20 protein-coding genes are annotated in these 24139 nt (G+C 70.6%); 7 read left to right on the top strand and 13 right to left on the bottom strand.

The window, feature by feature from the left end; genetic code table 11:
• Positions 1–100: 100 nt before the first annotated feature.
• Positions 101–2197 (bottom strand): serine/threonine-protein kinase, encoded by a 2097-nt coding sequence (locus tag Q2K21_RS03865; RefSeq protein ID WP_310765346.1) that lies wholly within the window; start codon positions 2195–2197, stop codon positions 101–103.
• 277 nt (positions 2198–2474) lie between these two features.
• On the opposite strand from Q2K21_RS03865, the gene Q2K21_RS03860 reads away from it, so the two are divergent.
• Positions 2475–3527 (top strand): serine hydrolase domain-containing protein, encoded by a 1053-nt coding sequence (locus Q2K21_RS03860; protein WP_310765344.1) that lies wholly within the window; start codon positions 2475–2477, stop codon positions 3525–3527.
• A gap of 96 nt (positions 3528–3623) precedes the next feature.
• Here the strand turns inward: Q2K21_RS03860 and Q2K21_RS03855 are convergent, their stop codons facing one another.
• Positions 3624–5330, bottom strand: a complete 1707-nt coding sequence (locus Q2K21_RS03855; RefSeq protein ID WP_310765342.1) for a glycerol-3-phosphate dehydrogenase/oxidase — start codon at positions 5328–5330, stop codon at positions 3624–3626.
• Positions 5331–5600: 270 nt separating this feature from the next.
• Here Q2K21_RS03855 and Q2K21_RS03850 point away from each other — a divergent pair, with 270 nt between their 5' ends.
• A complete protein-coding gene (locus tag Q2K21_RS03850; protein ID WP_310765340.1) occupies positions 5601–6809 on the top strand; it encodes a nucleotide sugar dehydrogenase in 1209 nt (402 codons plus the stop codon).
• A 699-nt stretch (positions 6810–7508) separates the two neighbouring features.
• Here Q2K21_RS03850 and Q2K21_RS03845 read toward each other — a convergent pair.
• From Q2K21_RS03845 to Q2K21_RS03830, 4 genes are all read right to left on the bottom strand, one after another.
• On the bottom strand, positions 7509–8633 hold the full coding sequence (locus Q2K21_RS03845) for a GuaB3 family IMP dehydrogenase-related protein (protein WP_310765338.1): 1125 nt from the start codon (positions 8631–8633) through the stop codon (positions 7509–7511).
• Between the two features lie 215 nt (positions 8634–8848).
• Positions 8849–10357 carry an IMP dehydrogenase gene (gene guaB, locus Q2K21_RS03840; RefSeq protein ID WP_310765336.1) on the bottom strand — a complete coding sequence of 503 codons (1509 nt, stop codon included), beginning with the start codon at positions 10355–10357 and terminating at the stop codon, positions 8849–8851.
• A gap of 267 nt (positions 10358–10624) precedes the next feature.
• On the bottom strand, positions 10625–11200 hold the full coding sequence (locus tag Q2K21_RS03835; RefSeq protein ID WP_310765333.1) for a sigma-70 family RNA polymerase sigma factor: 576 nt from the start codon (positions 11198–11200) through the stop codon (positions 10625–10627).
• 329 nt (positions 11201–11529) lie between these two features.
• Positions 11530–12141 (bottom strand): response regulator transcription factor, encoded by a 612-nt coding sequence (locus Q2K21_RS03830; protein ID WP_003948568.1) that lies wholly within the window; start codon positions 12139–12141, stop codon positions 11530–11532.
• Between the two features lie 379 nt (positions 12142–12520).
• On the opposite strand from Q2K21_RS03830, the gene Q2K21_RS03825 reads away from it, so the two are divergent.
• Entirely contained in the window at positions 12521–12853 is a 333-nt protein-coding gene (locus Q2K21_RS03825) for a WhiB family transcriptional regulator (RefSeq protein WP_310765088.1), read from the top strand.
• A gap of 312 nt (positions 12854–13165) precedes the next feature.
• Here the strand turns inward: Q2K21_RS03825 and Q2K21_RS03820 are convergent, their stop codons facing one another.
• Positions 13166–14068, bottom strand: a complete 903-nt coding sequence (locus Q2K21_RS03820) for a LysR family transcriptional regulator (RefSeq protein WP_310765086.1) — start codon at positions 14066–14068, stop codon at positions 13166–13168.
• A gap of 80 nt (positions 14069–14148) precedes the next feature.
• Between Q2K21_RS03820 and Q2K21_RS03815 the strand changes: the two genes are divergently transcribed.
• From Q2K21_RS03815 to Q2K21_RS03805, 3 genes are all read left to right on the top strand, one after another.
• Complete coding sequence (locus Q2K21_RS03815) at positions 14149–14823, top strand: MOSC domain-containing protein (RefSeq protein WP_310765084.1); 675 nt, start codon at positions 14149–14151, stop codon at positions 14821–14823.
• Between the two features lie 121 nt (positions 14824–14944).
• Positions 14945–15718: an SDR family NAD(P)-dependent oxidoreductase gene (locus tag Q2K21_RS03810; RefSeq protein WP_310765082.1), complete on the top strand. Its 774-nt coding sequence runs from the start codon at positions 14945–14947 to the stop codon at positions 15716–15718.
• Between the two features lie 202 nt (positions 15719–15920).
• Positions 15921–16628 carry an ester cyclase gene (locus Q2K21_RS03805; protein WP_310765080.1) on the top strand — a complete coding sequence of 236 codons (708 nt, stop codon included), beginning with the start codon at positions 15921–15923 and terminating at the stop codon, positions 16626–16628.
• Positions 16629–16701: 73 nt separating this feature from the next.
• Here Q2K21_RS03805 and groL read toward each other — a convergent pair whose 3' ends face one another.
• From groL to Q2K21_RS03785, 4 genes are all read right to left on the bottom strand, one after another.
• The gene (gene groL / locus Q2K21_RS03800) at positions 16702–18327 is read right to left on the bottom strand and encodes a chaperonin GroEL (protein WP_310765078.1); all 1626 of its coding nucleotides are present in this window, start codon (positions 18325–18327) and stop codon (positions 16702–16704) included.
• Between the two features lie 150 nt (positions 18328–18477).
• Positions 18478–18786 carry a co-chaperone GroES gene (groES, locus tag Q2K21_RS03795; protein WP_008747517.1) on the bottom strand — a complete coding sequence of 103 codons (309 nt, stop codon included), beginning with the start codon at positions 18784–18786 and terminating at the stop codon, positions 18478–18480.
• Between the two features lie 217 nt (positions 18787–19003).
• Positions 19004–19807 (bottom strand): polysaccharide deacetylase family protein, encoded by an 804-nt coding sequence (locus tag Q2K21_RS03790; protein ID WP_310780601.1) that lies wholly within the window; start codon positions 19805–19807, stop codon positions 19004–19006.
• Positions 19808–19827: 20 nt separating this feature from the next.
• Positions 19828–20808 (bottom strand): polysaccharide deacetylase family protein, encoded by a 981-nt coding sequence (locus Q2K21_RS03785; protein ID WP_310765071.1) that lies wholly within the window; start codon positions 20806–20808, stop codon positions 19828–19830.
• 90 nt (positions 20809–20898) lie between these two features.
• On the opposite strand from Q2K21_RS03785, the gene Q2K21_RS03780 reads away from it, so the two are divergent.
• Positions 20899–22071, top strand: coding sequence for a class I SAM-dependent methyltransferase (locus tag Q2K21_RS03780; RefSeq protein WP_310765068.1), 1173 nt, complete (start codon positions 20899–20901; stop codon positions 22069–22071).
• 129 nt (positions 22072–22200) lie between these two features.
• Here the strand turns inward: Q2K21_RS03780 and Q2K21_RS03775 are convergent, their stop codons facing one another.
• The gene (locus Q2K21_RS03775) at positions 22201–23433 is read right to left on the bottom strand and encodes an RNA polymerase sigma factor (protein ID WP_310780599.1); all 1233 of its coding nucleotides are present in this window, start codon (positions 23431–23433) and stop codon (positions 22201–22203) included.
• 95 nt (positions 23434–23528) lie between these two features.
• Complete coding sequence (locus tag Q2K21_RS03770) at positions 23529–23885, bottom strand: YciI family protein (protein WP_310765066.1); 357 nt, start codon at positions 23883–23885, stop codon at positions 23529–23531.
• Between the last annotated feature and the right edge of the window lie 254 nt (positions 23886–24139).

Genomic DNA, 24139 nt, shown 5'->3' with positions numbered 1-24139 from the left:
GCAATCCCTCACGATACGTGCCGGAGGCAACCCGCATCCCGGGGATGTCATATCTCCCCATGACAGGGCCGTACGGAACGTCGGTTCGGCGCGCGGTACGTCACGACTTCGGCTGGAAGGTCTGGGTCAGGGTCTCCCAGGTGTCCTTTCGCAGCTCGCTGTCCCAGTCGGCCGCCTTCGCCGTGTACATCAGCCCGTATCCGAGATGCGGGTCGAGGACGAATCCGCGGTCGATGACCCGGTATCCGGTGCCTCCGTCGGCATAGGTGAACTCCCAGTCGGCGGTGTTCCAGCCGCGGTAGTCCACCTCCTCGATACGGACCCGCTTGTACTGGGAGCGCGTCATGTAGCGCTCCTGGTTCTTCCAGTCCGCCACCGGGTCGTCCTTGGGCGTGGTCGTCCAGCCGACGAGCAGTTTCTGCCCGTGGGGTCCGTTGAAACGGTCTCCCGCGGAGTCCGAGGACTGGTACTTCCAGCCCGCGGGCAGCCCGATCGAGTACCCCTGACCGCTCTTGTACGTCTTCGTCGCCGTGCTGTCGCCGCCGGACGAACCGGACGACGCGCCGGCACTCCCACTGGCGGACGGCGAACTGCCCCCCGTGTTCTGCCCATCCGATTCGTTCGCCGCGGTGCCGCTCGTGCTGCCGCCGTCCGTGTGCGTGGCACCGCCGCCGTCGTTCTTGCTCCCGCTCCCGACGGTCGCGCCGCGGGACACGGCGGTCTTGGTGGTGCTCTTCTTGCCGCCCTGCGAGCTGCTGTCGTCGCCACCGAGGGTGAGCGCGAGCACGGTCCCCAGCACGGCGAGCACCACGACCACGGCAATGATCAACAGGGTCCGCTTGGGCACCACGTCGGTGAGCGGCGCCCGCGGCGGCGTCACCGGCCGCGGCGGCCGGTCCGGATCCGGCACGATGGGCCAACCCGAACTCGGCTTCACAGAACCGGAGTTCGATCCCACGGCAGCACTGTTGTCCCGCGCCCCCGCCGACGCGGCCCCCGAGCCGGACGCACCAGGCGTACCGGATGCGCCGGACGCGCTGGATGCACCAGACATGCCGGATGTGCCGGACGTGCTGGATGCGCCAGACGTGCCGGATGCCCCGCCGACAGGTGCGCCCACGCTCGTGGACGCCGCGCTCTCGGGCACCTCCGTGGTCCCGGACGACTTGGTCCGCGCCGCCGTCGCGGCCTTGCGCACGGACCGCAGCGCCCCGCGCAGCAGCTCGGCGGCCTCCTCGCCCCGCTTGCCCCCGGAGGCCGAACCTTCCTTGCCCGAAGACTCCTCCGGCACCGGCGGCAGCGCCACGACCCGCGTCGCGTCCGCCGGCACCTCCTCCTTGGGATCGGGCGCGTGGATGACCTCGTTGAGCAGGGCCCGGGCGCCCTCGTCCCCCAGCCGCTGCTGCGGGTCCTTGGCGAGCAGTCCGTAGATGACCTTCTTCAGGGGGCCCGCGTTCTTCGGCTCCTCGAGCGGCTCGGTCATCACCGCGGTCAGCGTGGCGATCGCCGACCCCTTGTCATACGGCGGCACGCCCTCGACCGACGCGTACAGCAGGCCGCCGAGCGACCACAGGTCCGCCGCCGGGCCGGGCTTGTGCCCGCGCGCCCGCTCCGGCGAGATGTACGAAGGGGCGCCGACGAGCATGCCGGTGGAGGTGATGGACGGGTCGCCCTCGACCTGCGCGATGCCGAAGTCGGTGAGCACGACCCGGCCGTCCTCGGCGATCAGCACGTTCGACGGCTTCACGTCGCGGTGCAGGATGCCCTCGCGGTGCGCGGCGCGCAGCACATCGAGGATCGCGAGCCCGACCTCGGCGGCACGCTTCGGCTCCAGCAGGCCGTCCTCCCGGATGGCCTCGGCGAGCGACTTGCCCTCGATCAGCTCCATCACGATCCAGGGCCGGTCGTCCTCCTGGACCACGTCGAAGACGGTCACCGCGCCGTTGTTGCGGATCCGCGCGATCGCCTTGGCCTCGCGCAGCGTGCGCGTGACGAGCCGGCGCTTCTCGTCCTCGTCGATGCTCGACGGGAACCGCAGCTCCTTGACGGCGACCGTACGCCCCAGGGTCTCGTCCTTGGCCCGCCATACCGTGCCCATGCCGCCGCGGCCGAGTACATCCTCCAGCCGGTACCGCCCGGCGAGGAGACGTCCGCTGTTGTCCTGACGGGGTGTCCCCGCGCGCTCCGTCTCCGACATGCGTCCCCTCATGCAACCCGCCCTGACAGAGCCTTCATTGTCCCTCACGCACGGACCGCCCAACGCCCAGGGTGCCCCTGATTCGGCTGCTCGGCCCACGCCTGAGGGCGCTTCACGCGGCGGACCCGGTGGCGCCGGGGCCCGGGCGTGCGCCATCGCACCCGGGCATGCGCCGTTGTCGCGCCCCGCCCCGCTGCCGGAGCCGGTCGCGCGCGACCCCGCCCGACCCCTTCGTCGAGCCGTCCCCCATGATGGGCCGCGACAAGGAAGGACTCCGATGCTGCTGCGCCGGACACCCCGGACCCTACGGGCCGTGATGGTGTCCCTGGCCCTGCTCGGACTGGCCCCCGGCGGCTCCCAGGCCCCCACGGCCACGGCGACGGACACCGTGCTCCCGCTGCTCGTCACCCGGGGCGGGGCCCCCGCCGCCGCGCTGCTGGCCCGTGAGGAGACGGGCTCGCACTCCGCGCGTGCCGGTCATGGCATCGCCCTCGCCGACCGCTTCCGCGCCGGCAGCATCACCAAGACCTTCATCGCGACGGTTGTGCTGCAACTGGCCGCCGAGCACCGGCTGTCCCTGTCGGACTCCGTGGAGGACCATCTGCCGGGGCTGGTGCGCGGCGCGGGCAACGACGGTCGCGCGCTGACCCTGCGCTCCCTGCTCACACACACCAGCGGGCTGGCCGACTTCACGGCGGCCACCAAGGGCATTGTCCCCGTGACGCCGCTTCAAGCCGTACGCATCGCACTCACCCACCCTCCGACCGCTCGCGGCCGCTTCTCGTACTCCAACACCAACTACGTTGTGCTCGGCATGGTCGTCCAGCAGGTCACCGGCCACTCGTACGCCGTCGAGGCCGAGCGGCGCATCATCACTCCTCTCCGTCTGACGGGCACGTCCTTCCCGGGCACCCGCACCACGCTCCCCTCGCCCCACGGCCGCGCCTACGCCGCCGACGGCTCCGACGTCACCGAGCTCGACCCGCGCGTGGCCGGCGCGGCGGGTGAGCTGGTGACCACGCTCGCCGATCTGGACCGCTTCTACGCGGCACTGCTGGGCGGCGAGCTGCTGCCCCCGCGCCGGCTGCGCGAGATGCTCAACACCCGGGCCGCACATGGCACGTACGGCATGGGGCTTTACCCCGTGAAGCTTCCGTGCGGCACCACGGTGTGGGGGCACAACGGCCGGATATCCGGCAGCTACGTGCGCACCGCAGCCACCGTGGACGGCCGACGTGTCCTCACCTTCCGTGTGAACACGGACGGGCTCGCAGACTCCGGCCTCGAACGGGACCTGCTCACGGCCGAGTTCTGCCCCCGCACCTCCTAGAACGAGCCGGTTCCGAACGGAGATCCCGGATTGCACCACTCGTTCGGGTGATCCCCGGGAGGCGTCGGGCGCCGCGTGTCCTCGACCGCTGCTCGCCTACAGCGGCACTATGTCCGGCGCCCCCAGCCTCGCCGCGTCCGCCGTCAGATCGTCGGGCTGGCGCTGCGACTCCCGCTCCGCCTCCACCCGCTTCTCGTAGTGCTCGACCTCGCGCTCGATCTGGCCCTTGTCCCATCCGAGCACCGGCGCCATCAGCTCGGCCGCCTCCCGGGCGGTGCGCGCGCCACGGTCAAAGGTCTCGATCGAGATGCGCGTCCGCCGTGTCAGCACATCGTCCAGGTGCCGCGCGCCCTCGTGCGAAGCGGCGTAGACGACCTCCGCCCGCAGATAGTCGTCGGCCGCCTGGAGCGGTTCGCCAAGCGTCGGATCGGCCGTGATCAGGTCGAGTACTTCCTCCGCCAGCGAGCCGTAACGGTTGAGCAGGTGTTCCACCCGGACCACGTGCAGCCCGGTGCGCGCCGCTATGCCCGCCCGGGCGTTCCACAGCGCCCGGTACCCCTCGGCGCCCAGCAGCGGGACGTCCTCGGTGACGCAGTCGGCGACGCGCCGGTCGAGCCCGTGCACCGCCTCGTCGACGGCGTCCTTGGCCATCACCCGGTACGTCGTGTACTTGCCGCCGGCCACGACCACGAGACCGGGCACCGGATGCGCCACGGTGTGCTCGCGGGAAAGCTTGCTGGTGGCGTCCGACTCCCCGGCGAGCAGCGGCCTGAGGCCCGCGTACACACCCTCCACGTCGTCGCGCGTGAGCGGCACCGCCAGAACGGAGTTCACATGCTCCAGCAGATAGTCGATGTCCGCGCTGGAGGCGGCCGGGTGTGCCTTGTCGAGGCTCCAGTCGGTGTCGGTCGTCCCGATGATCCAGTGCCTGCCCCAGGGGATGACAAAGAGGACGGACTTCTCGGTCCGCAGGATCAGGCCCGTCGTCGAGTTGATCCGGTCCTTCGGCACGACCAGGTGGATGCCCTTGGACGCCCGCACGTGGAACTGGCCCCGCTCGCCCACCATCGCCTGGGTGTCGTCGGTCCACACCCCCGTCGCGTTGACGACCTGCTGGGCGCGGATCTCGTACTCCCCGCCCCCCTCCACGTCCTGCACCCTCGCGCCGACCACCCGCTCGCCCTCGCGCAGGAAGCCGGTCACACGGGCACGGTTGGCGACCTTCGCTCCGTACCACGCGGCGGTGCGCACCAAAGTGGCCACATAGCGGGCGTCGTCCATCTGCGCGTCGTAGTACTGCAACGCGCCGACCAGCGCGTCCTTCTGCAGGCAGGGCGCGACCCGCAGGGCATGACGGCGGCTCAGGTGACGGTGCAACGGCAGGCCGCGGCCACGGCCGCGGGCCATCGACATGGCGTCGTAGAGCGCGACGCCCGAGCCCGCGTACAGCCGCTCCCAGCCCTTGTGCTGCAGCGGATACAGGAACGGGACCGGCTTCACGAGATGGGGCGCCAGGCGCTCCAGCAGCAGCCCGCGCTCCTTCAGCGCCTCGCGCACGAGCGCGAAGTCGAGCATCTCCAGGTAGCGCAGCCCGCCGTGTATCAGCTTGCTGGACCTGCTGGAGGTGCCCGAGGCCCAGTCACGCGCCTCGACCAGGCCCGTGGACAGACCGCGTGTGACGGCGTCCAGTGCGGTGCCCGCGCCGACCACACCCGCGCCCACGACCAGCACGTCCAGCTCGCGCTCGGCCATTCCCGCCAGTGACGCGGCGCGCTGCGCCGGCCCCAGTGTCCCTGTCCTCACCGCTGCCTCCCGCTACTCGTCGCGCTGGCCACACCCGTCAGGCAGGACCCGGGGCCCGGCTCATATCCCCCATGCCCAAAGTCTGACCGGGATGCCCGACTTCAGCCACCACGCGCCCGCAGCCTGTGGACAACACACCGGAAAACTCGCCGAGTCAATCCCGCAAATCGGTCATATTTACCCCTAGTCTGACATTGCGCTCGCTCATTCTGTCCACACGGCTTGCGCACCTGTCCCCCCTCAGCTATCGGGAAGGACCGGCCCCACGCCATGCCCGCAGATCTCGCCGTCATCGGACTCGGTCACCTCGGCCTGCCCCTGGCCCAGGCCGCCGTCGCCGCCGGCATCCCCACGATCGGGTACAGGACGGGGCCCGAGGCCGGTCCCCTCACCGCCGCCGAACTGCGCCGGATGCTCGCGGGCGGTTTCCGGCCGATCACCAGCCCCGCCGAACTCGGCCGTGTCCGCACCGCCGTCATCTGCGCCCCCACTCCGCGGGGTGCCGACGGCACGCTCGACCTCACCCAGGTGGAGGCGGCCGCCCGCACCCTCGCCGAACGGCTGCGCCCGCACACCACCGTGATCCTGGAGTCGCCGGTGCCGCCCGGCACCACGGAGACGTTCCTGCGGCCGCTCCTCGAAGAGGGCTCCCGTCTGCGCGCCGGCCGCGACTTCCACCTCGCGTACTCGCCGAGCCGCGTCGACCCCGGCAACCGCGCCTTCGCGGCCGCCAACACCCCCAAGGTCATCGGCGGTCTCACCCCCGCCTGCACCGAGTCGGCCGCCACCTTCTACGGGCGCCTCACCGACAAGGTGGTACGCGCGCGTGGACCGCGCGAGGCGGAGACCGTGCAGGTCCTGGAGACGAACTACCGGCAGGTCAACATCGCCCTGGTCAACGAGATGGCGGTGCTGTGCCACGACTTGGGCGTCGACCTGTGGGACGTCATCCGCTGCGCGGAGACCAAGCCGTTCGGCTTCCAGGCCTTCCGCCCCGGCCCCGGCGTCGGCGGCCACGCCGTTCCCCAGGACCTGGCAGGCCTGACCGGCCGCAACCTGCGCATGGTCGAGCTCGCACAGCAGGTCAACGGCAACATGCCCCAGTACGTCGTCCAGCGCGCCGCCACGCTCCTGAACGAGCACGGCAAGTCGGCCCGCGGCGCACGCGTGCTGCTGCTCGGCGTGACCTACAAGCCCGACCTCGCCGACCAGCAGGGCTCCCCCGCGCACGAGATCGCGCTGCGCCTGATGGAGCTGGGCGCGTCCGTCAGCTACCACGACCCGCACGTCCCCGCCTGGAGCGTCCTGGACCGCCCGATCCCGCGCGCGGACTCCCTCTACGAGGCGGCGGCCCACGCCGACCTGACGATCCTGCTCCAGCAGCACCGCACGTACGACCTCCAGGGGCTGTCGGTGAAGGCGCAGCTGTTGCTGGACACGCGGGGGGCTACGCCTACGGGGGCGGCGCATCGGTTGTGAAGGGGGGCGCGTGGGTGGCTGAGCCTCTGGGGCTGGTGGCGTACGGGGCGGCTGCACGGCTACCGTTTTCCGGCAGGTGGAGCCCACTGCAGCGGGTACTGCGGCAGGCTTCTGACGGGTTACGGGTGTCCGCCCCTAGTGCTTGTAGGGACGGCCGCTCGCGGTCAGTGGATCCACAGGATCCACCACCTTCGGTACCGGACCGCCGGACGGCGGATCCGGTACCGTACAAAAAGGTGGAGCCCACCGCAGGGGTCACTGCAGCGGGCTCCTGGCCGGTTTACGGGTGTCCGCCCCTAGTCTCTATAGGGGCGGCCGCTCACCAGCCAAAAATCCGCAAGATCCACCTCCTCCGGCACTGCACCATCCGAAGACGGATCCGGTCCCAGCGGGTGGGCTTGCGGTGACGACCCATGGGCGCGCCCCCTTCCACGACGCCGCCCAGAGACCCGGTAAGCGGCACGTCGGAACTCGGGCCGGGCCCCGAGGGCCGGGGTCCGGAACCATGTCCTTGGAAGGGGGCGCCCCAGAGAACTGGGTCGCCGAAAACGGACACTATCGCCTCACCACGGCCGTCCGACGCGCATTCGCCCCGAACGCAACCGTGCGCCCTCCGCCGTAAAACGCGCCCCACCAGGGCCACGTGAACACGCGAAAGGGCCCGGACCGTGCAGGTCCGGGCCCTCGATGCCGTACGGGCTACCGCCGGTGCTGCGAGTCCGCCACCGTGACCTCGACCCGCTGGAACTCCTTCAGCTCGCTGTAGCCGGTGGTGGCCATGGCGCGGCGCAGGGCGCCGAAGAGGTTCATCGAGCCGTCCGGGGTGTGCGACGGGCCCGTGAGGACCTCCTCGATCGTGCCGACCGTGCCGAGGTCGACCTTCTTGCCGCGCGGCAGCTCCTCGTTGACGGCCTCCATGCCCCAGTGGTGGCCCTTGCCGGGCGCGTCCGTGGCGCGGGCCAGCGGGGAGCCCATCATGACGGAGTCGGCGCCGCAGGCGATGGCCTTGGGGAGGTCGCCGGACCAGCCGACGCCACCGTCCGCGATCACGTGCACGTACCGGCCGCCGGACTCGTCCATGTAGTCGCGGCGGGCCGCCGCCACGTCCGCGACCGCCGTGGCCATGGGGACCTGGATGCCCAGCACGTTGCGCGTGGTGTGCGCGGCGCCGCCGCCGAAGCCGACCAGCACGCCGGCCGCGCCGGTGCGCATCAGGTGCAGGGCCGCGGTGTACGTGGCGCAGCCACCGACGATCACCGGGACGTCGAGCTCGTAGATGAACTGCTTCAGGTTCAGCGGCTCGTGCGCGCCCGACACGTGCTCCGCCGACACCGTCGTACCGCGGATGACGAAGATGTCCACGCCCGCGTCGACGACCGCCTTGGAGAACTGGGCCGTGCGCTGCGGGGAGAGCGCGGCCGCGGTGACCACGCCCGCGTCGCGCACCTCCTTGATGCGCTGCCCGATCAGCTCCTCCTTGATGGGAGCCGCGTAGATCTCCTGGAGGCGACGGGTGGCGGACTCGACGGGCAGCCCGACGATCTCGTCGAGAAGCGGCTGCGGGTCCTCGTACCGCGTCCACAGGCCTTCGAGGTTCAGCACGCCGAGGCCGCCGAGCTCGCCGATACGGATCGCGGTGGCCGGGGAGACGACCGAGTCCATGGGGGCGGCCAGGAAGGGCAGCTCGAAGCGGTAGGCGTCGATCTGCCAGGCGATCGAGACCTCCTTCGGGTCCCGCGTACGGCGGCTGGGGACGACGGCGATGTCGTCGAAGGCGTACGCCCGGCGGCCGCGCTTGCCGCGCCCGATCTCGATCTCAGTCACGTCTGTGGCCTTTCCCTGATGCGTTTCAGCGTCTTCCAGTATCGCCGACGGGTGCGACACCGGCTGCCCCGGACGTACGACAGGGCCGCCTGAAACGTCCGGCGGGCACGCCTCGAACGTACGTCGAGGGCGCCCCCGGAAGCTCCGGGGGCGCCCTCAGACATGCTCTGCAGACCTGCTCTGCGCGCCTCAGACGTGATCCACGCGCGCGTGGATCACCTCTTGCTGCTGTAGTTCGGCGCCTCGACCGTCATCTGGATGTCGTGCGGGTGGCTCTCCTTCAGGCCCGCGGAGGTGATCCGGACGAACCGGCCGTTGGCCTGGAGCTCCGGGACCGTCCTGCCGCCGACGTAGAACATCGACTGGCGCAGACCGCCGACCAGCTGGTGGACGACCGAGGAGAGCGGGCCGCGGTAGGGCACCTGGCCCTCGATGCCCTCGGGGATCAGCTCGTCGTCGGAGGCGATGCGCTCCTGGAAGTAGCGGTCCTTGGAGAACGACTTGCGGTCACCACGGGACTGCATGGCGCCCAGGGAGCCCATGCCACGGTACGACTTGAACTGCTTGCCGTTGATGAACAGCAGCTCGCCCGGCGACTCCTCGCAGCCGGCCAGCAGCGAGCCCAGCATCACCGTGTCGGCGCCCGCGACCAGGGCCTTGGCGATGTCGCCGGAGTACTGCAGGCCACCGTCGCCGATGACCGGGATGCCGGCCTCCTTGGCGGCGAGCGACGCCTCGTAGATGGCCGTGACCTGGGGAACGCCGATACCGGCGACCACGCGGGTCGTACAGATGGAACCGGGGCCGACGCCGACCTTGATGCCGTCCACACCGGAGTCGATGAGCGCCTTGGCGCCGTCGCGGGTGGCGATGTTGCCGCCGATGACGTCGACGCCCGACGAGTTCGACTTGATCTTGGCGACCATGTCGCCGACCAGCCTGGAGTGGCCGTGGGCGGTGTCCACGACGATGAAGTCGACGCCCGCCTCGATCAGGGCCTGGGCGCGCTCGAAGGCGTCGCCCGCCACGCCGACCGCGGCACCCACGATGAGGCGGCCCTCGGCGTCCTTGGCGGCGTTCGGGTACTTCTCGGCCTTCACGAAGTCCTTGACCGTGATCAGGCCCTTGAGGATGCCCGCGTCGTCGACCAGCGGAAGCTTCTCGATCTTGTGGCGGCGCAGCAGCTCCATGGCCTCGTCGCCGGTGATGCCGACCTTGCCGGTCACCAGGGGCATCGGGGTCATGACCTCGCGCACCCGGCGGGAGCGGTCGCTCTCGAAGGCCATGTCGCGGTTGGTGACGATGCCGAGCAGCTTGCCGGCCGGGTCGGTGACCGGGACACCGCTGATGCGGAACTTGCCGCACAGGGCGTCGGCCTCGGCGAGCGTGGCGTCCGGGTGGATGGTGATCGGGTTGGCCACCATGCCGGACTCGGACCGCTTCACCAGGTCGACCTGGTTGGCCTGGTCCTCGATGGAGAGATTGCGGTGGAGTACGCCGACGCCGCCCTGGCGGGCCATCGCGATCGCCATGCGCGACTCGGTGACCTTGTCCATGGCGGCGGACAGGAGCGGGATGCTGACCCGGACGTTCCTGGAGACGTACGAGGCGGTGTCGATCTCGTCGGGCGCCATGTCCGACGCGCCAGGCAGCAGCAGCACGTCGTCGTAGGTCAGCCCGAGTGTCGCGAATTTCTCGGGCACTCCGTCGACGTTGGCAGTCATGACACCTTCCCCAAATGGCCTTGATCGGTGCGGATGTCCATGCTAACGGGAAGCATGGGTCTCTCATTCCACGGTTCTAGGGGCGGCCCGGCTTCGTATGTTCGTACGGAGTCGGCGACCTGCCTGTTCAAGTAGGGCCCGGAGGCCGTGTGCCGCACGGGCCAAGCAGGGTTCGGCACCTCCCCCACTGCCTTGAAAGGCGTGGGAGGGGCCCCCAGACTGCGCCGTCCTGGCTGGTCACCGTTGCGGCGAAAAAAAGGGACAGCCCTACTGTTCCGCGAGCGCCCGCAGCCTGCTCAGCGCCCTGTGTTGCGCCACCCTCACCGCTCCTGGTGACATTCCCAACATCTGGCCCGTTTCCTCGGCCGTCAAGCCCACCGCGATCCGCAGCAGCAGCAGCTCGCGCTGGTTCTCGGGGAGGTTGGCCAGGAGTTTCTTGGCCCACTCGGCGTCGCTGCTCAGCAGCGCCCGCTCCTCGGGGCCCAGCGAGTCGTCCGGGCGTTCCGGCATCTCGTCCGACGGGACCGCCGTCGAGCCCGGATGACGCATCGCGGCCCGTTGCAGGTCCGCGACCTTGTGCGCCGCGATGGCGAAGACGAACGCCTCGAAGGGGCGCCCGGTGTCCTTGTAGCGCGGCAGCGCGAGGAGCACCGCGACGCAGACCTCCTGGGCCAGGTCCTCGACGAAGTGCCGGGCGTCGCCGGGCAGTCTGGACAGGCGCGTACGGCAGTAGCGCAGGGCCAGAGGGTGAACGCGGGCGAGCAGGTCGTGTGTCGCCTGCTCGTCGCCGTCGACGGCGCGATGGACGAGCGCACCGATCACCGTTGTCCCGTCGTCGCGCATCGGTCCATGGTGCCTTGGCGTGGTCCGGTCCGTGGCACCGCGTCCGTAGTTGTGCACCGAAGCGTTATGAGCAGGTGCGCCGGAACTCATCTCCTGCGCCCTCCCCTCCCGCTCGATCGACTCGTCCCCGAGGAACTCCACACCTCCAAGGATGCGGCATCCGCGGCGAAACGAGCAGCGGGCGCCCGGCGGGCCTCGTTGACAAGCGACTCCAGGGGCATGCGGGTGCGGTCCCGCGCCGTTCGGGGCATGCCTGAACTTCCCTGGGATCGCCGCGCCCCGCCCACCGTGCGGCAGGCGGGGATCCGCGTACCCCCGCGATGGTCCACTTAGCGGACCAGGCCCCAACGGAAGCCGAGCGCCACCGCGTGCGCGCGGTCGGAGGCGCCGAGCTTCTTGAACAGCCGACGGGCGTGCGTCTTCACGGTGTCCTCGGAGAGGAAGAGCTCGCGACCGATCTCCGCGTTGGAGCGGCCGTGGCTCATGCCCTCGAGAACTTGGATCTCGCGGGCGGTGAGCGTCGGCGCGGCACCCATCTCGGCCGAGCGCAGCCGTCGTGGCGCGAGCCGCCAGGTCGGGTCGGCGAGCGCCTGCGTGACGGTCGCCCGCAGCTCCGCGCGCGAGGCGTCCTTGTGCAGATAGCCACGCGCGCCGGCGGCGACCGCGAGCGCCACCCCGTCGAGGTCCTCGGCGACGGTGAGCATGATGATGCGTGCACCGGGGTCGGCGGACAGCAGCCGCCGGACCGTCTCGACGCCGCCCAGACCGGGCATGCGTACGTCCATCAGAATCAGGTCCGAGCGGTCGGCCCCCCAGCGGCGGAGGACTTCCTCGCCGTTGGCCGCCGTCGTCACGCGCTCGACGCCGGGCACGGTCGCCACCGCGCGGCGGAGCGCCTCTCGGGCAAGCGGGGAGTCGTCGCAGACGAGGACGGATGTCATGACCGCCCTCCGCAGCTGATGCGCGTCACCTTGAGCCTCCAGGCTGGTACGAATCGTCACCTGTGCGGTCGACGCCCTCGGACGCCTGCCCGAGCGCTTGTTCTTTCAACCGCCTCCGCACTCTCAACGATGGTCACTCGAAAGAGTTACGGTGCAGCGAGCCATCTTCGGCACTGTACGTGAGGGCGCGGACACGGTGCAGACATGCGCGGCGGACCCTCGAACTTTCATCACAACCCATGCCCCATTTAGACGCTTTTCTTCCCGTTAACTGGCGTCTGGGGCTAGATTCGCAATGAGTCATATTTTCATCTCCTTAGATCGTCGATGTACGGTCGGGGGCAGGTATCCGCCCAGAACGGCAACAAGGGGACACGCAATGGCAGATTTCTCCCGCCTTCCCGGTCCGAACGCGGATCTGTGGGACTGGCAGCTCCATGCGGCCTGCCGTGGGGTCGACAGCTCGCTCTTCTTCCATCCGGAGGGTGAACGTGGCGCGGCCCGGAGCGCTCGTGAGAACTCGGCCAAAGAGGTCTGCATGAGGTGCCCCGTACGCGCGGAGTGCGCGGCCCACGCACTGGCGGTGCGCGAGCCGTACGGCGTGTGGGGCGGACTGACCGAGGACGAGCGCGAAGAGCTCATGGGACGGGCACGGAACCGGCTGGTACCGGCGTCCACGTCCAGCGGGGGCTCCGCCGCCTCGAACAACTGAAGGAACGTTTCTACAAAACGGGCACGCACGCGTGCCCCGACTTTTGGGGCGGGGTACCGTCCTGGGGGCTGTTTTAGGGGCGGGCATGGCCCAGGGGGCCGGCTCGGGGGGCGTTGTACGGCCAAAGGGCTGCTTCGGGGGCGTTCGGGGGCGTTTCAAGGCCCAAAGGGCCGCTTTGAGGGGGCTGAGGGGGCATTCAGGCCCAAGGGGCCACTTTCGGGGGCGTTTCAGGCCCAAGCGGCCACTTTCAGGAGCATTTCAGGCCCAAAGGGCCAATTTCAGGGGTGTTCTCAGGGAGGCACACGTCCCTGGCTATGGCTGGCGAACCGCCGCCCGGGCCAGTTCCTCCAGCGTTGCCGCCACCGCCGGTACCTGGGCCAGGTCCGGCAGGGTGAGCGCGACGATCTGCCGCTGCACCGCGGGTTCCAGCGTGACCGGGCGTGCACCCCTCGGGCGTACGGACTCGATCGCGAGCTGCGGCAGGACGGCCACGCCCAGACCGGCGCCGACCAGGCCGACCACCGCCGGATAGTCGTCGGTCGCGAAGTCGATGCGGGGCATGAAGCCGGCGCTCCGGCACGCCTCCACCAACTGCCCCCGGCAGCGCGGGCAGCCAGCGATCCACGGCTCCCCGGCGAGTTCGCCGATGGCGACCGACGCCGCGCGCGCCAGCCGGTGCGCCTCGGGGACGAGGGCGACGAGCCGGTCGGTGAGCAGGGGACGTACGACCAGGTCGTCCCACTCCTCGGCGCCCGCCGCGCCCTCGTAGCGGAAGGCGAGCGCGATGTCGCAGTCGCCGGCGCGCAGCTTCTCGACGGACTCGGGCGGTTCGGCCTCCTCCAGGGAGACCCGGGTTCCGGGGTGTGCGGCGCGCAGGGCGGCGAGCGCGGTGGGGACGAGCGTGGAGCTGCCGCTCGGGAAGGAGACGAGGCGGACGCGGCCGGCCCTGAGGCCGGCGATGGCGGCGACCTCCTCCTCTGCGGCCGTCAGCCCCGCGAGGATGCCGGCCGCGTGGCGCACCAGCGCCTCGCCGGCCTGCGTCAGGCGCATCTCGCGGCCGCTGCGGATCAGCAGCGGCGTGCCGACGGACGTCTCCAGCGCCTTCATCTGCTGACTGACGGCGGGCTGGGTGCAGCCCAGCTCGCGCCCCGCCGCAGAGAAGGAGCCGGTGGCGGCCACGGCGCGCAGCACACGGAGATGTCGAGCCTCTATCACTCCGTGAGCATAAGCGAATCTTGGACATGGCGGCCAATAATGCGTCGACGCTTTGACTGCCCATCCCCTACCGTGCGGACATGAAGCTTCTGTCTGTGAACCTGGGCCGGCCCAAGGCCGTCGACTACACCGACCAGCCGGAGGGTCTGACCGGCATCGACAAGCAGCCGGTGGACGGGCCGGTGCGGGTGGCCGCTCCCGGGCCCAAGGGGACGGGCGCGAGCGGGGTCGCCGGGGACACCGTGTGCGACCTGCGGCACCACGGTGGCGACGACCAGGCGGTGTACGCGGTGGCTCGCGAGGACCTGGACGACTGGGAGCGAGAGCTGGGCCGGCCGCTGCCGAGCGGATCCTTCGGCGAGAACCTCACCACGCAGGGGCTCGACGTGTCCGGCGCGCGGATCGGCGAGCGCTGGCGCATCGGGTCCGAGGTGGTGCTGGAGGTCACCTCCGGGCGGATCCCGTGCCGCACCTTCCAGGAGCACGTGGGCGAGCGCGGCTGGGTCAGGCGGTTCACGCAGAAGGGCGCGCCCGGCGCGTATCTGCGGGTGGTCGAGCCGGGTGAGATACGGGCCGGCGACGCCATCGAGGTCGTGCACCGGCCCGATCACGACATCACCGTCGCCCTCCAGTTCCGGGCGTCGACGACGGAACGGCACCTGCTGCCGAGCCTGTTGGCGGCGGGCGACGCGCTGCACTCGGAGATCTCGACGGCGGCCCGGGAGTACACGCGGAAGCACGCGGCGAAGAACTGAGGGAACACGCGGCGAAGAACTGAGGGAAACCGTACGGACGTTGGCGGCGGGGCCGGTGAACGTGCCCGTCCGGGATGCGGACTCTCTCAGTCCGGGTCACTGTGGTCACTATCTTTGGGCCATGACAACGGCTCTGATTACGGGATCGACCGCGGGCATCGGCGCCGCGTTCGCACGGCGGCTCGCCGCCGACGGGCATGACCTCGTCCTGGTGGCACGAGACACCAAGCGGCTGCGGGAGCAGGCGACCGAGTTGCACGACCGGCACGGCATCGAGGTGGAGGTGCTGACGGCGGACCTGGCGACCGACGACGGCATCGAGGCGGTGGCCGCGCGCCTGGCCGACCTCAAGAACCCCGTCGACCTGCTCGTCAACAACGCGGGCTTCGGCAACAAGGGCCGGTATCTCGATGTGCCGATGGCCGACGAGCTGCGGATGCTCAAGGTGCACTGCGAGGCCGTACTACGGCTGACGAGCGCTGCGGCGGAGGCGATGCGCACGCGTGGCCGCGGCGGGATCGTCAACGTGGCGTCGGTCGCGGCGTTCGTGCCGCGGGGCACGTACGGCGCCTCCAAGGCGTGGGTCGTGCAGTTCACGCAGGGCGCGGCGAAGGACCTGGCCGGGTCCGGCGTACGGCTGATGGCGCTGTGCCCGGGCTTCGTGCGTACGGAGTTCCACCAGCGGGCCGGGATGGGCACCGACAACATCCCGAACTGGATGTGGCTGGACGCGGACAAGCTGGTGGCCACGGCGCTCGCGGACCTGGCCCGGGGCAAGTCGCTGTCCATTCCGGACCCGCGGTACAAGGCGCTGATGGGCGTGGTGAAGGTGACACCGCGCGCGCTGCTCGGCGGGATCAGCTCGCGTACGGGCCGCAAGTACGGGCCTCAGTAGGACAGACACGCGCGCCTGCGACCGCGCCGGGAGACGCGTACAGGCACGGGTACGGGCACGGGTACGGGCACGGGCACGGGCGTACAGGCGGGTACCGGCCGCCCGATGACGCACGTACGGGCCGCAGCAGGACGGGTGACGCCGCCCCTCGGGTGGGAAAATGACCGTATCGACCGGACCCAGGGGGGCCGGAGGCGGCGTCATGACATTTGTGCAGGTCATCGACTGCAAGACCAGCCGATTCGACGAGATGAACCGGCTCATGGACACATGGCTCGAACAGACCGGGGGCAAACGGACCGCGACCCACAGCCTGGTCGGCAAGGACAGGTCCGACGCCTCGCACTTCATCGAGATCGTGGAGTTCCCGTCGTACGAGGAGGCGATGCGGAACTCGAACCTTCCGGAGACCGACCAGATCTTCCACGACATGGTCGCGCTGTGCCACGAGATGCCCACCTTCACGGACCTGGAGGTGGTGCGGGACGACCAGTTGAACGCGGCCAACGTCCGGCGGTTCTTCGAGCTCATCGCCATGAGGGGTGAGCTGCCGCCGCTCGACGGACTGCTCACCGAGAGCTACCACCACCACGATCCCGCCAATGTGCAGGACGTCATCGGTATGGACGCGATACGCCGCGAGCTGGAGATGTGGCGGAGCGGCTTCGACTTCGCGTTCATCGTCGAGGACCAGATCGCCGAGGGGGACAAGGTGTGCGCCCGGTGGACCTGGAAGGCACGGCACACGGGCGAATTCCTCGGGATTCCGGCCACCAGCAGGAATGTCACCATGACCGGCGCGACCATCTTCCGCTGCGCCGACGCCGGGAAGATCGCCGAGGGTTGGTGGCAGTACGACCGGCTCGGGCTGATGGCGCAGCTCGGTGCGCTCGACGAGCTGGAGACCTAGCCGGGCGGGACAGGGCGAAGGCCCGGCGCCCTCAGGGGCACCGGGCCTTCACTCGTACTGCGTGCGGTCCGCGTCAGTGGGCGTGACCGTGGCCGTGGCCGGCCGCGGCCGGCTCCTCCTCTTCCTTCTTCTCGACGACCAGGGTCTCGGTCGTGAGCAGCAGGGAGGCGATGGAGGCGGCGTTCTCCAGGGCGGAGCGGGTGACCTTCACCGGGTCGATGACGCCGGCCTTGACCAGGTCGCCGTACTCGCCGGTGGCGGCGTTGAAGCCCTGGCCCTTGTCGAGCTCGGCGACCTTGGAGGTGATGACGTAACCCTCCAGGCCGGCGTTCTCGGCGATCCAGCGCAGCGGCTCGACGACCGCGCGGCGGACGACGGCGACACCGGTGGCCTCGTCGCCGGTCTTGTCGAGGTTGCCCTCGAGGACCTTGGCGGCGTGGACCAGCGCGGAGCCACCACCGGAGACGATGCCCTCCTCGACCGCGGCGCGGGTCGCGGAGATGGCGTCCTCCAGGCGGTGCTTCTTCTCCTTCAGCTCCACCTCGGTGGCGGCGCCGACCTTGATCACGCACACGCCGCCGGCCAGCTTCGCGAGGCGCTCCTGGAGCTTCTCGCGGTCCCAGTCGGAGTCCGTGTTCTCGATCTCGGCCTTGATCTGGGCGACGCGGCCCACGACGTCCTCGGACTTGCCGCCGCCGTCGACGATGGTCGTGTCGTCCTTGGTGACCGTGACGCGGCGGGCGGAGCCCAGCACGTCCAGGCCGACCTGGTCGAGCTTGAGGCCGACCTCCTCGGAGATGACCGTGGCGCCGGTGAGGACCGCCATGTCCTGGAGCATCGCCTTGCGGCGGTCACCGAAGCCGGGGGCCTTCACGGCGACGGCGTTGAAGGTGCCGCGGATCTTGTTGACGACGAGGGTGGACAGGGCCTCGCCCTCGAGGTCCTCGGCGATGATCAGCAGCGGCTTGGAGGAGCCGGCCTGGATGACCTTCTCCAGCAGCGGCAGCAGGTCCGCGATCGCGGAGATCTTGCCCTGGTTGATGAGGATGTACGGGTCGTCGAGGACGGCCTCCATGCGCTCCTGGTCCGTCACGAAGTACGGCGACAGGTAGCCCTTGTCGAAGGCCATGCCCTCGGTGAAGTCCAGCTCCAGACCGAAGGTGTTGGACTCCTCGACGGTGATGACACCGTCCTTGCCGACCTTGTCCATCGCCTCGGCGATGAGCTCGCCGACCTGCTGGTCCTGGGCGGACAGCGCGGCGACGGCGGCGATGTCGGACTTCTCCTCGATCGGGCGAGCGGTCGCCAGCAGATCGTCGGAGACGGCCTTGACGGCGGCGTCGATGCCCTTCTTCAGAGCGGCCGGGGAGGCACCCGCGGCAACGTTCTTCAGGCCCTCGCGGACGAGCGCCTGGGCGAGCACGGTGGCGGTGGTCGTACCGTCACCCGCGATGTCGTTGGTCTTGGTCGCCACCTCCTTCACCAGCTGGGCGCCGAGGTTCTCGTACGGGTCCTCGACCTCGACCTCGCGGGCGATGGTGACACCGTCGTTGGTGATGGTGGGAGCGCCGAACTTCTTGTCGATGACGACGTTGCGGCCCTTGGGGCCGATCGTCACCTTGACCGTGTCGGCAAGCTTGTTGACGCCGCGCTCGAGGGCGCGACGGGCGTCCTCGTCGAACTTCAGGATCTTCGCCATGGAGCGTTTCAGTCCTCTCGATTGCGATTTCCGGCCGCCCCGCGGGAACGGCCGCCATCGCGGTGAAGAACGAACCGCGCCCCCGGCGCCCGGCTGATCAAACGCTCGCGGGGTCCAGGGGCGCAGCTCAAAGCAGTCTGCTTCGGTGAATTACTTCTCGATGATCGCGAGCACGTCGCGAGCCGAGAGGACGAGGTACTCCTCGCCGCTGTACTTCACCTCGGTGCCGCCGTACTTGCTGTACAGCACGATGTCGCCGGTCTTGACGTCGAGCGGAAGGCGCTCGCCGTTCTCGAAGCGGCCCGGGCCCACAGCGAGGACGACGCCCTCCTGGGGCTTCTCCTTCGCGGTGTCCGGGATGACCAGGCCAGAGGCCGTGGTCTGCTCGGCGTCCAGCGGCTGGACCACGATGCGGTCCTCGAGCGGCTTGATGGCAACCTTGGAGCTGGCGGTCGTCACGATCCGACCTCCCCCTTCGGAGATCTCACGGGGTTAACTGTCTGAGGTGGCGACCAGGTCGATCCGTCGTCGCGGGTGCCGGACCTGCCCGTCGCTTTGTTGGCACTCTCCGGTGGCGAGTGCCAGAGCCGAGACTATGGCCGCGATTAGCACTCGGTCAAGCGGAGTGCCAGTTCGCTGCGGCGCGCGCCGGATCGGTGGGTGCTGCCACAGGTGGTTACAGGTAGTCCTCCAGGCGGCCCACCGTGAATCCCTTCGCCTGGAGGCGGCGCAGGAGGCGGGTCGTCTCCGTGGTCAGGGACGCGGCTGAGCGGCCGCCCTCGTGGGGCAGGACGATGTCGCCGGGGCGGAGGGCCGGGCCCCTCCCGTACGCGTCGGAGTCCATGACCGTGGGGTGCCACAGGATCACGGCCGTGACACCGCAGTCCGCCGCCGCCCGGAGTGTCGTGCGGTCGTACACGCCGTACGGCGGGCGGAGCAACCGGGGGTGCAGCCCGAGGCGGGATCTCAGCAGGTCCCGCTGACCGCAGATCTCGGCGTGCTGCTCGTCGTACGGGCGCCCGCGCAGCACCGTGTGGTCCAGGGTCCGGTTCTGGATGCCCGCACCGGCCGCCCGCAGACGCGCGACGTGCGCGTACCCCGACCCGACGGCACTGTCCGTGAGGAACACGCTGACCGGCAGCCGCAGTTCACGGACCATGTCGACGAACCGGGGGTCCCTCTCGGCGCCCTCGTCGTACGTCAGGAAGACCACCTTGTCGCGCGTGGGGACCCGGTCGAGGACCGGCGGCAGGCCCCCCTCCGCCGGGTCCGAGCCCCAGTCCGGGGGACGGGCCGGCCGGGGCGCGGGCGCGAGCGGGGCGGCGAGCCCCCAGCGGCGATACGTCCCCTCGTGCGGCCCGTGCTGCGTGCGGACCTTCTGCGCCGCCTTCTTGCCCAGCCGTTCGATGGGGTCCACGGACTGCGCGCAGCCCCCGGCCCCTGCCAGGAGCGCGGCGGCGAGCGATCCCGCCAGCAGCATCCGCGCCTGCCGCCGTGCCCTCACAGGTAGTCCTCCAGGCGCGCCACCGCGTACCCCTCGCCCGTGACCTTCTTCAGGAACCGGCGGATCATGTCGGGCATCGTGCCCTTCCATTCGGACCTGCCCCGGAAGTGGGTCAGGACGATGTCGCCGGGGTGCAGGCCGTGGTCCAGCTCGCGGTACTCCCAGTGGTCGACGAAGACCTCCTCGTTCCAGATGGGCGCGTACTTGATGCCGCAGGACCTGGCGGCACGCAGGGTGTCCCCGTTGTAGTTGCCGTAAGGCGGCCGGAAGACCGTCGGGCTCCTGCCGAACTGCTTCCGCATCACGTCCTGCATGCCGCAGATCTCCTGCCTCTGCTCCTCGTACGACAGCCCCGGGAGGTAGGGGTGGTGCAGGGTGTGGTTGTTCAGCGTGACGCCGAGGTCGCGCATCCTCCGGAAATACCCGTAGTCCTCCTTGACCAAGTAGTCACTGAGAAACGCCGTGTAGGGGATTTTCAGGTCGCTCATCATCCGCAGGAACGCGGGGTCCTTCTCGGCGCCGTCGTCGACGGTGAGGAAGACGACCCTGTTCGCGGTGGGGACGGTCGTGAAGACCGGGGGCAGACCGTCGCCGTTCCGGACCTCGAAACCCTTGCGGAAGGTGATCACCGGCTTCTTCGCCGGGGGCGGGGGCGCGACCAGCGGCACCTTCTCCAGTCCCCAGCGCTTGGCGGCCGCCGCACGCTGGGCGTAGGAGGCGCGCGACTTGGTGTCGTACTCGTCGAGGGCGCGCGCCTGCGGCCCCTTCAGGGGCTGCTGACCGTGAGCGCCGCGCACCGCTGCTTCCGTGCAGCCGGATGCCAGTGCGGTGACGGCCAGGACGGTGAGGGCGGCACGCGCCCCGGAGGTCGGCCCGGCGCCCCGTACGTGCTTCACAGCGCCCCCTGAACGCTCCGCACGCCTCCCAACTCCGGCGCACTTTGCACTCTTTTTGTCATTTTGTCGTACGAGTCGCATGGTGCCGGATCCTCTCAGCCGCCCCCGGCCACGGCGGGCCGACACCGCGACCGCGCGCACGCCATCCACCGACTGGCCGACAATGACCCCGTGAATGACCTCTCCTTCGCCTCCCTGCTCACCCCCGAGGGCCGCGCCCTCCTCGACGAGGTGCGCGGCACCGCTCCGGCACAGGAGCTGGCCGTCGCCACCCGGCTGCGCCGCGAGCACCCCGCCGAACTGGTCTCGGCGGCCCTCGCGCAGGCGCGGCTGCGCGAGCGGGCGGCGGCGAAGTTCGCCGCCGAGGACGCGGAGCGGATGTTCTTCACACCCAACGGCGTCGAGCAGTCCACCCGCACCACGGTCGCCGCCTACCGCGCGGAGCGCTTCAGGGAACTGGGAGTGACCTCGGTCGCCGACCTGTGCTGCGGCATCGGCGGCGACGCGATCGCACTCGCCCGGGCCGGCATCCGGGTCCTGGCCGTGGACCGAGACCCGCTGACGGCGGCGGTGGCGCGGGCGAACGCCGACGCGCTCGGCCTGTCCGCGCTGATCGAGGTGCGCGAGGCCGACGTCACGGAGGTGGACGTGTCCGTGTACGACGCCGTGTTCGTCGATCCGGCGCGGCGGGGCGGGCGCGGGCGGATCTTCGACCCGGAGGCGTATTCGCCGCCGCTGTCCTGGGCCGTGGCCACGGCGCGGCAGGCCCCGCACGCCGCCCTGAAGGTCGCGCCGGGCATCCCGCACGAGGCGGTGCCGGACGGGGCGGAGGCCGAGTGGATCTCGGACGGCGGGGACGTCAAGGAGGCGGTGCTGTGGTTCGGCACGCAACCGGGCCTCGTACGGGCCACCCTGCTGCCAGGACCGCGCGTACTGCGCGGCCGCGGCCTGCCCGATCCGCCGGTGCGCCCGCTCGGCCGCTACCTCTACGAGCCCGACGGCGCCGCGATCCGCGCGCACCTGGTGGCGGAGGTGGCCGAGGAGCTGGACGGCGGCCTGATCGACGAGACGATCGCGTACGTGACGGCGGACGAGCGCCGCGACACCCGGTACGCCACGGCGTACGAGATCACCGACCAGCTCCCCTTCAACGTCAAGAAGTTGAAGGCGCTCCTGCGGGAGCGGGAGGTCGGAGTCCTGACCGTGAAGAAGCGCGGCTCCGCGGTCGAGCCGGAGGAACTGCGCCGGAAGGTCCTGCCCAAGACACACGGGCCGAACGCGGTGACCGTGTTCCTGACCCGGGTGGCGGGGGCGCCGACGATGCTGCTGGGGCACCCGGTCTAGCAGCATTCCCATGGGCCACCCGGTCTAGCGGCATTCTCATGGGCCACCCCGCCTGGCCGCGTTCCCATGGGCCACCCCGTCTGGCCGCGTTCCCATGGGCCACCCCGCCTGGCCGCGTTCCCGCGGGGATCAGGCCCGGCGGCAGTCCTCGGCGCGCTCCTCCAGCAGCTTCCGCTCCCGTTCGTTGCGGGCGAGGGAGGCGGCCCGCCGGAACTCGGTCCGCGCCTCCTGCGTACGCCCCAGCCGCGCCAGCAGATCGCCTCGGACGCTGGGCAGCAAGTGGTACTCGCGCAGGGCGGGTTCGGCGGCGACCCGGTCGACAATCTCCAGGGCCGGGCCTGGGCCCTCGGCCATCGAGACGGCGACCGCGCGGTTCAACTCGACGACGGGTGACGGTGACCGGGCGGCGAGCAGGCCGTACAGGGTCGCGATCCTCGGCCAGTCCGTCTCCTCGTACGTGTAGGCCTGCGCGTGGCACGCGGCGATGGCGGCCTGAAGGGCGTACGGGCCCGGGGCGCCCGTGGCGGCGGCGTTGGCGCGGCCCAGGGCGGCGAATCCACGGCGGACGAGCAGACGGTTCCAGCGGCGGCGGTTCTGGTCCTTGAGCAGGACCGGCTCGCCCGACGGGCCGGTGCGGGCGGCCGTGCGTGACGACTGGAGCTCCACCAGGGCCGCCAGGCCATGGACTTCGGGCTCCTTGGGCATCAACTCGGCCAGCACCCGGGCCAGCCGGAGCGCGTCCTCGCACAGGGCGGGGCGCAGCAGGTCGTCGCCGGCGGTGGCCGCGTACCCTTCGTTGAAGATCAGGTAGATGACCTCGAGGACGGACCCGAGCCGCGCCTCGCGCTCGGGACCGTACGGCACCTCGAAGGCGACGCCCTTGGTCGCGAGCGTCCGCTTCGCCCGCACGATGCGCTGGGCGACGGTGGCCTCCGGCACGAGGAACGCACGGGCGATCTCGGCCGTGGTCAGCCCGCCGAGCAGACGCAGGGTGAGCGCGATGCGGGACTCGGCGGACAGAACGGGGTGGCAGGCGGTGAAGACGAGCCGCAGCAGATCGTCGTCGATGTCGTCGGGGTCGGACGGCTCGTCGACGTGGTACGGCGCCGCCTCCAGGTCCCGCCCGACCTCCTCCAGCTTGCGCGCGTACCGCTCCCGGCGGCGTACGAGGTCGATCGCGCGGTGCTTGGCGGTGGCCATGAGCCAGGCACCGGGATTGTCGGGCACGCCCTCCCGCGGCCACTGTTCCAAGGCGGCGACCAGGGCGTCCTGCGCCAGCTCCTCGGCGATCCCGACGTCCCGCACGATCCGGGCGACCCCGGCGATGACGCGCGGGGACTCGATCCGGAAGACGGTCTCCATGACACGGGCGGGGTCGTCGGGGGCCGGGGCGGCGATGGGCTGCTGTTCCACAGCCCACCATGCAACACCCCCGGCGGGCGGGCGCCAAGCAGCGCTCACCCCTCGGCGATCTCCCGCACCTCACAGGTCACGGTCCAGAACTCCTCGTGCGCCTTCAGGAACCGCTTCGTCCACTCGATCGCCTCGGCCTTGTCCTTGCACTGCATGAGCGCGTAACCGCCGACGACCTCCTTGGACTCGGTGAACGGACCGTCGGTGACGGAGATCTTCCCGCCCTCCCAGCGCACCTGGGTGCCCTGCGTGGACGGGGTCAGGCCGGCGGTGTCGAGCATGACCCCTGCCTTGGTCATCTCCTCGATCAGTTCGCCCATCCGCTGCATCAGCTCCTCGCTGGGCCCCTCGGCGGGCGCGGTCTTCTCCTCGATCTGCACGAGCGACAGGTAACGCGGCATGGTGACTCCTCGGGTGCGGCGACCGGGCTCTTCCCGGCCTCTCACCCAGTGCGTCGAACGGGGGCGCCACGAATCGACACGACCCGAGGATTTTCTTCGAGAATTTTTTCCCGGCCCGTTTGCGCAGGTCAGCCGTGCGGGACGGGGGCGTCACCGGGGTACGCCCGCACCGCGGCACGGGGCTACGCCCTCACCGCAGCGACGTCCACTGCCGCGAGCAGGGCGCCTATGGCCGCGGCGCCGGTGAGGAGGGC

The sequence above is a fragment of the Streptomyces sp. CGMCC 4.7035 genome (genome assembly GCF_031583065.1).
GTDB classification, from domain to species: Bacteria; Actinomycetota; Actinomycetes; order Streptomycetales; family Streptomycetaceae; genus Streptomyces; species Streptomyces yaanensis.
Note: the sequence above shows the minus strand (reverse complement) of the source record. Positions and strands in the feature narration are given on the sequence as shown.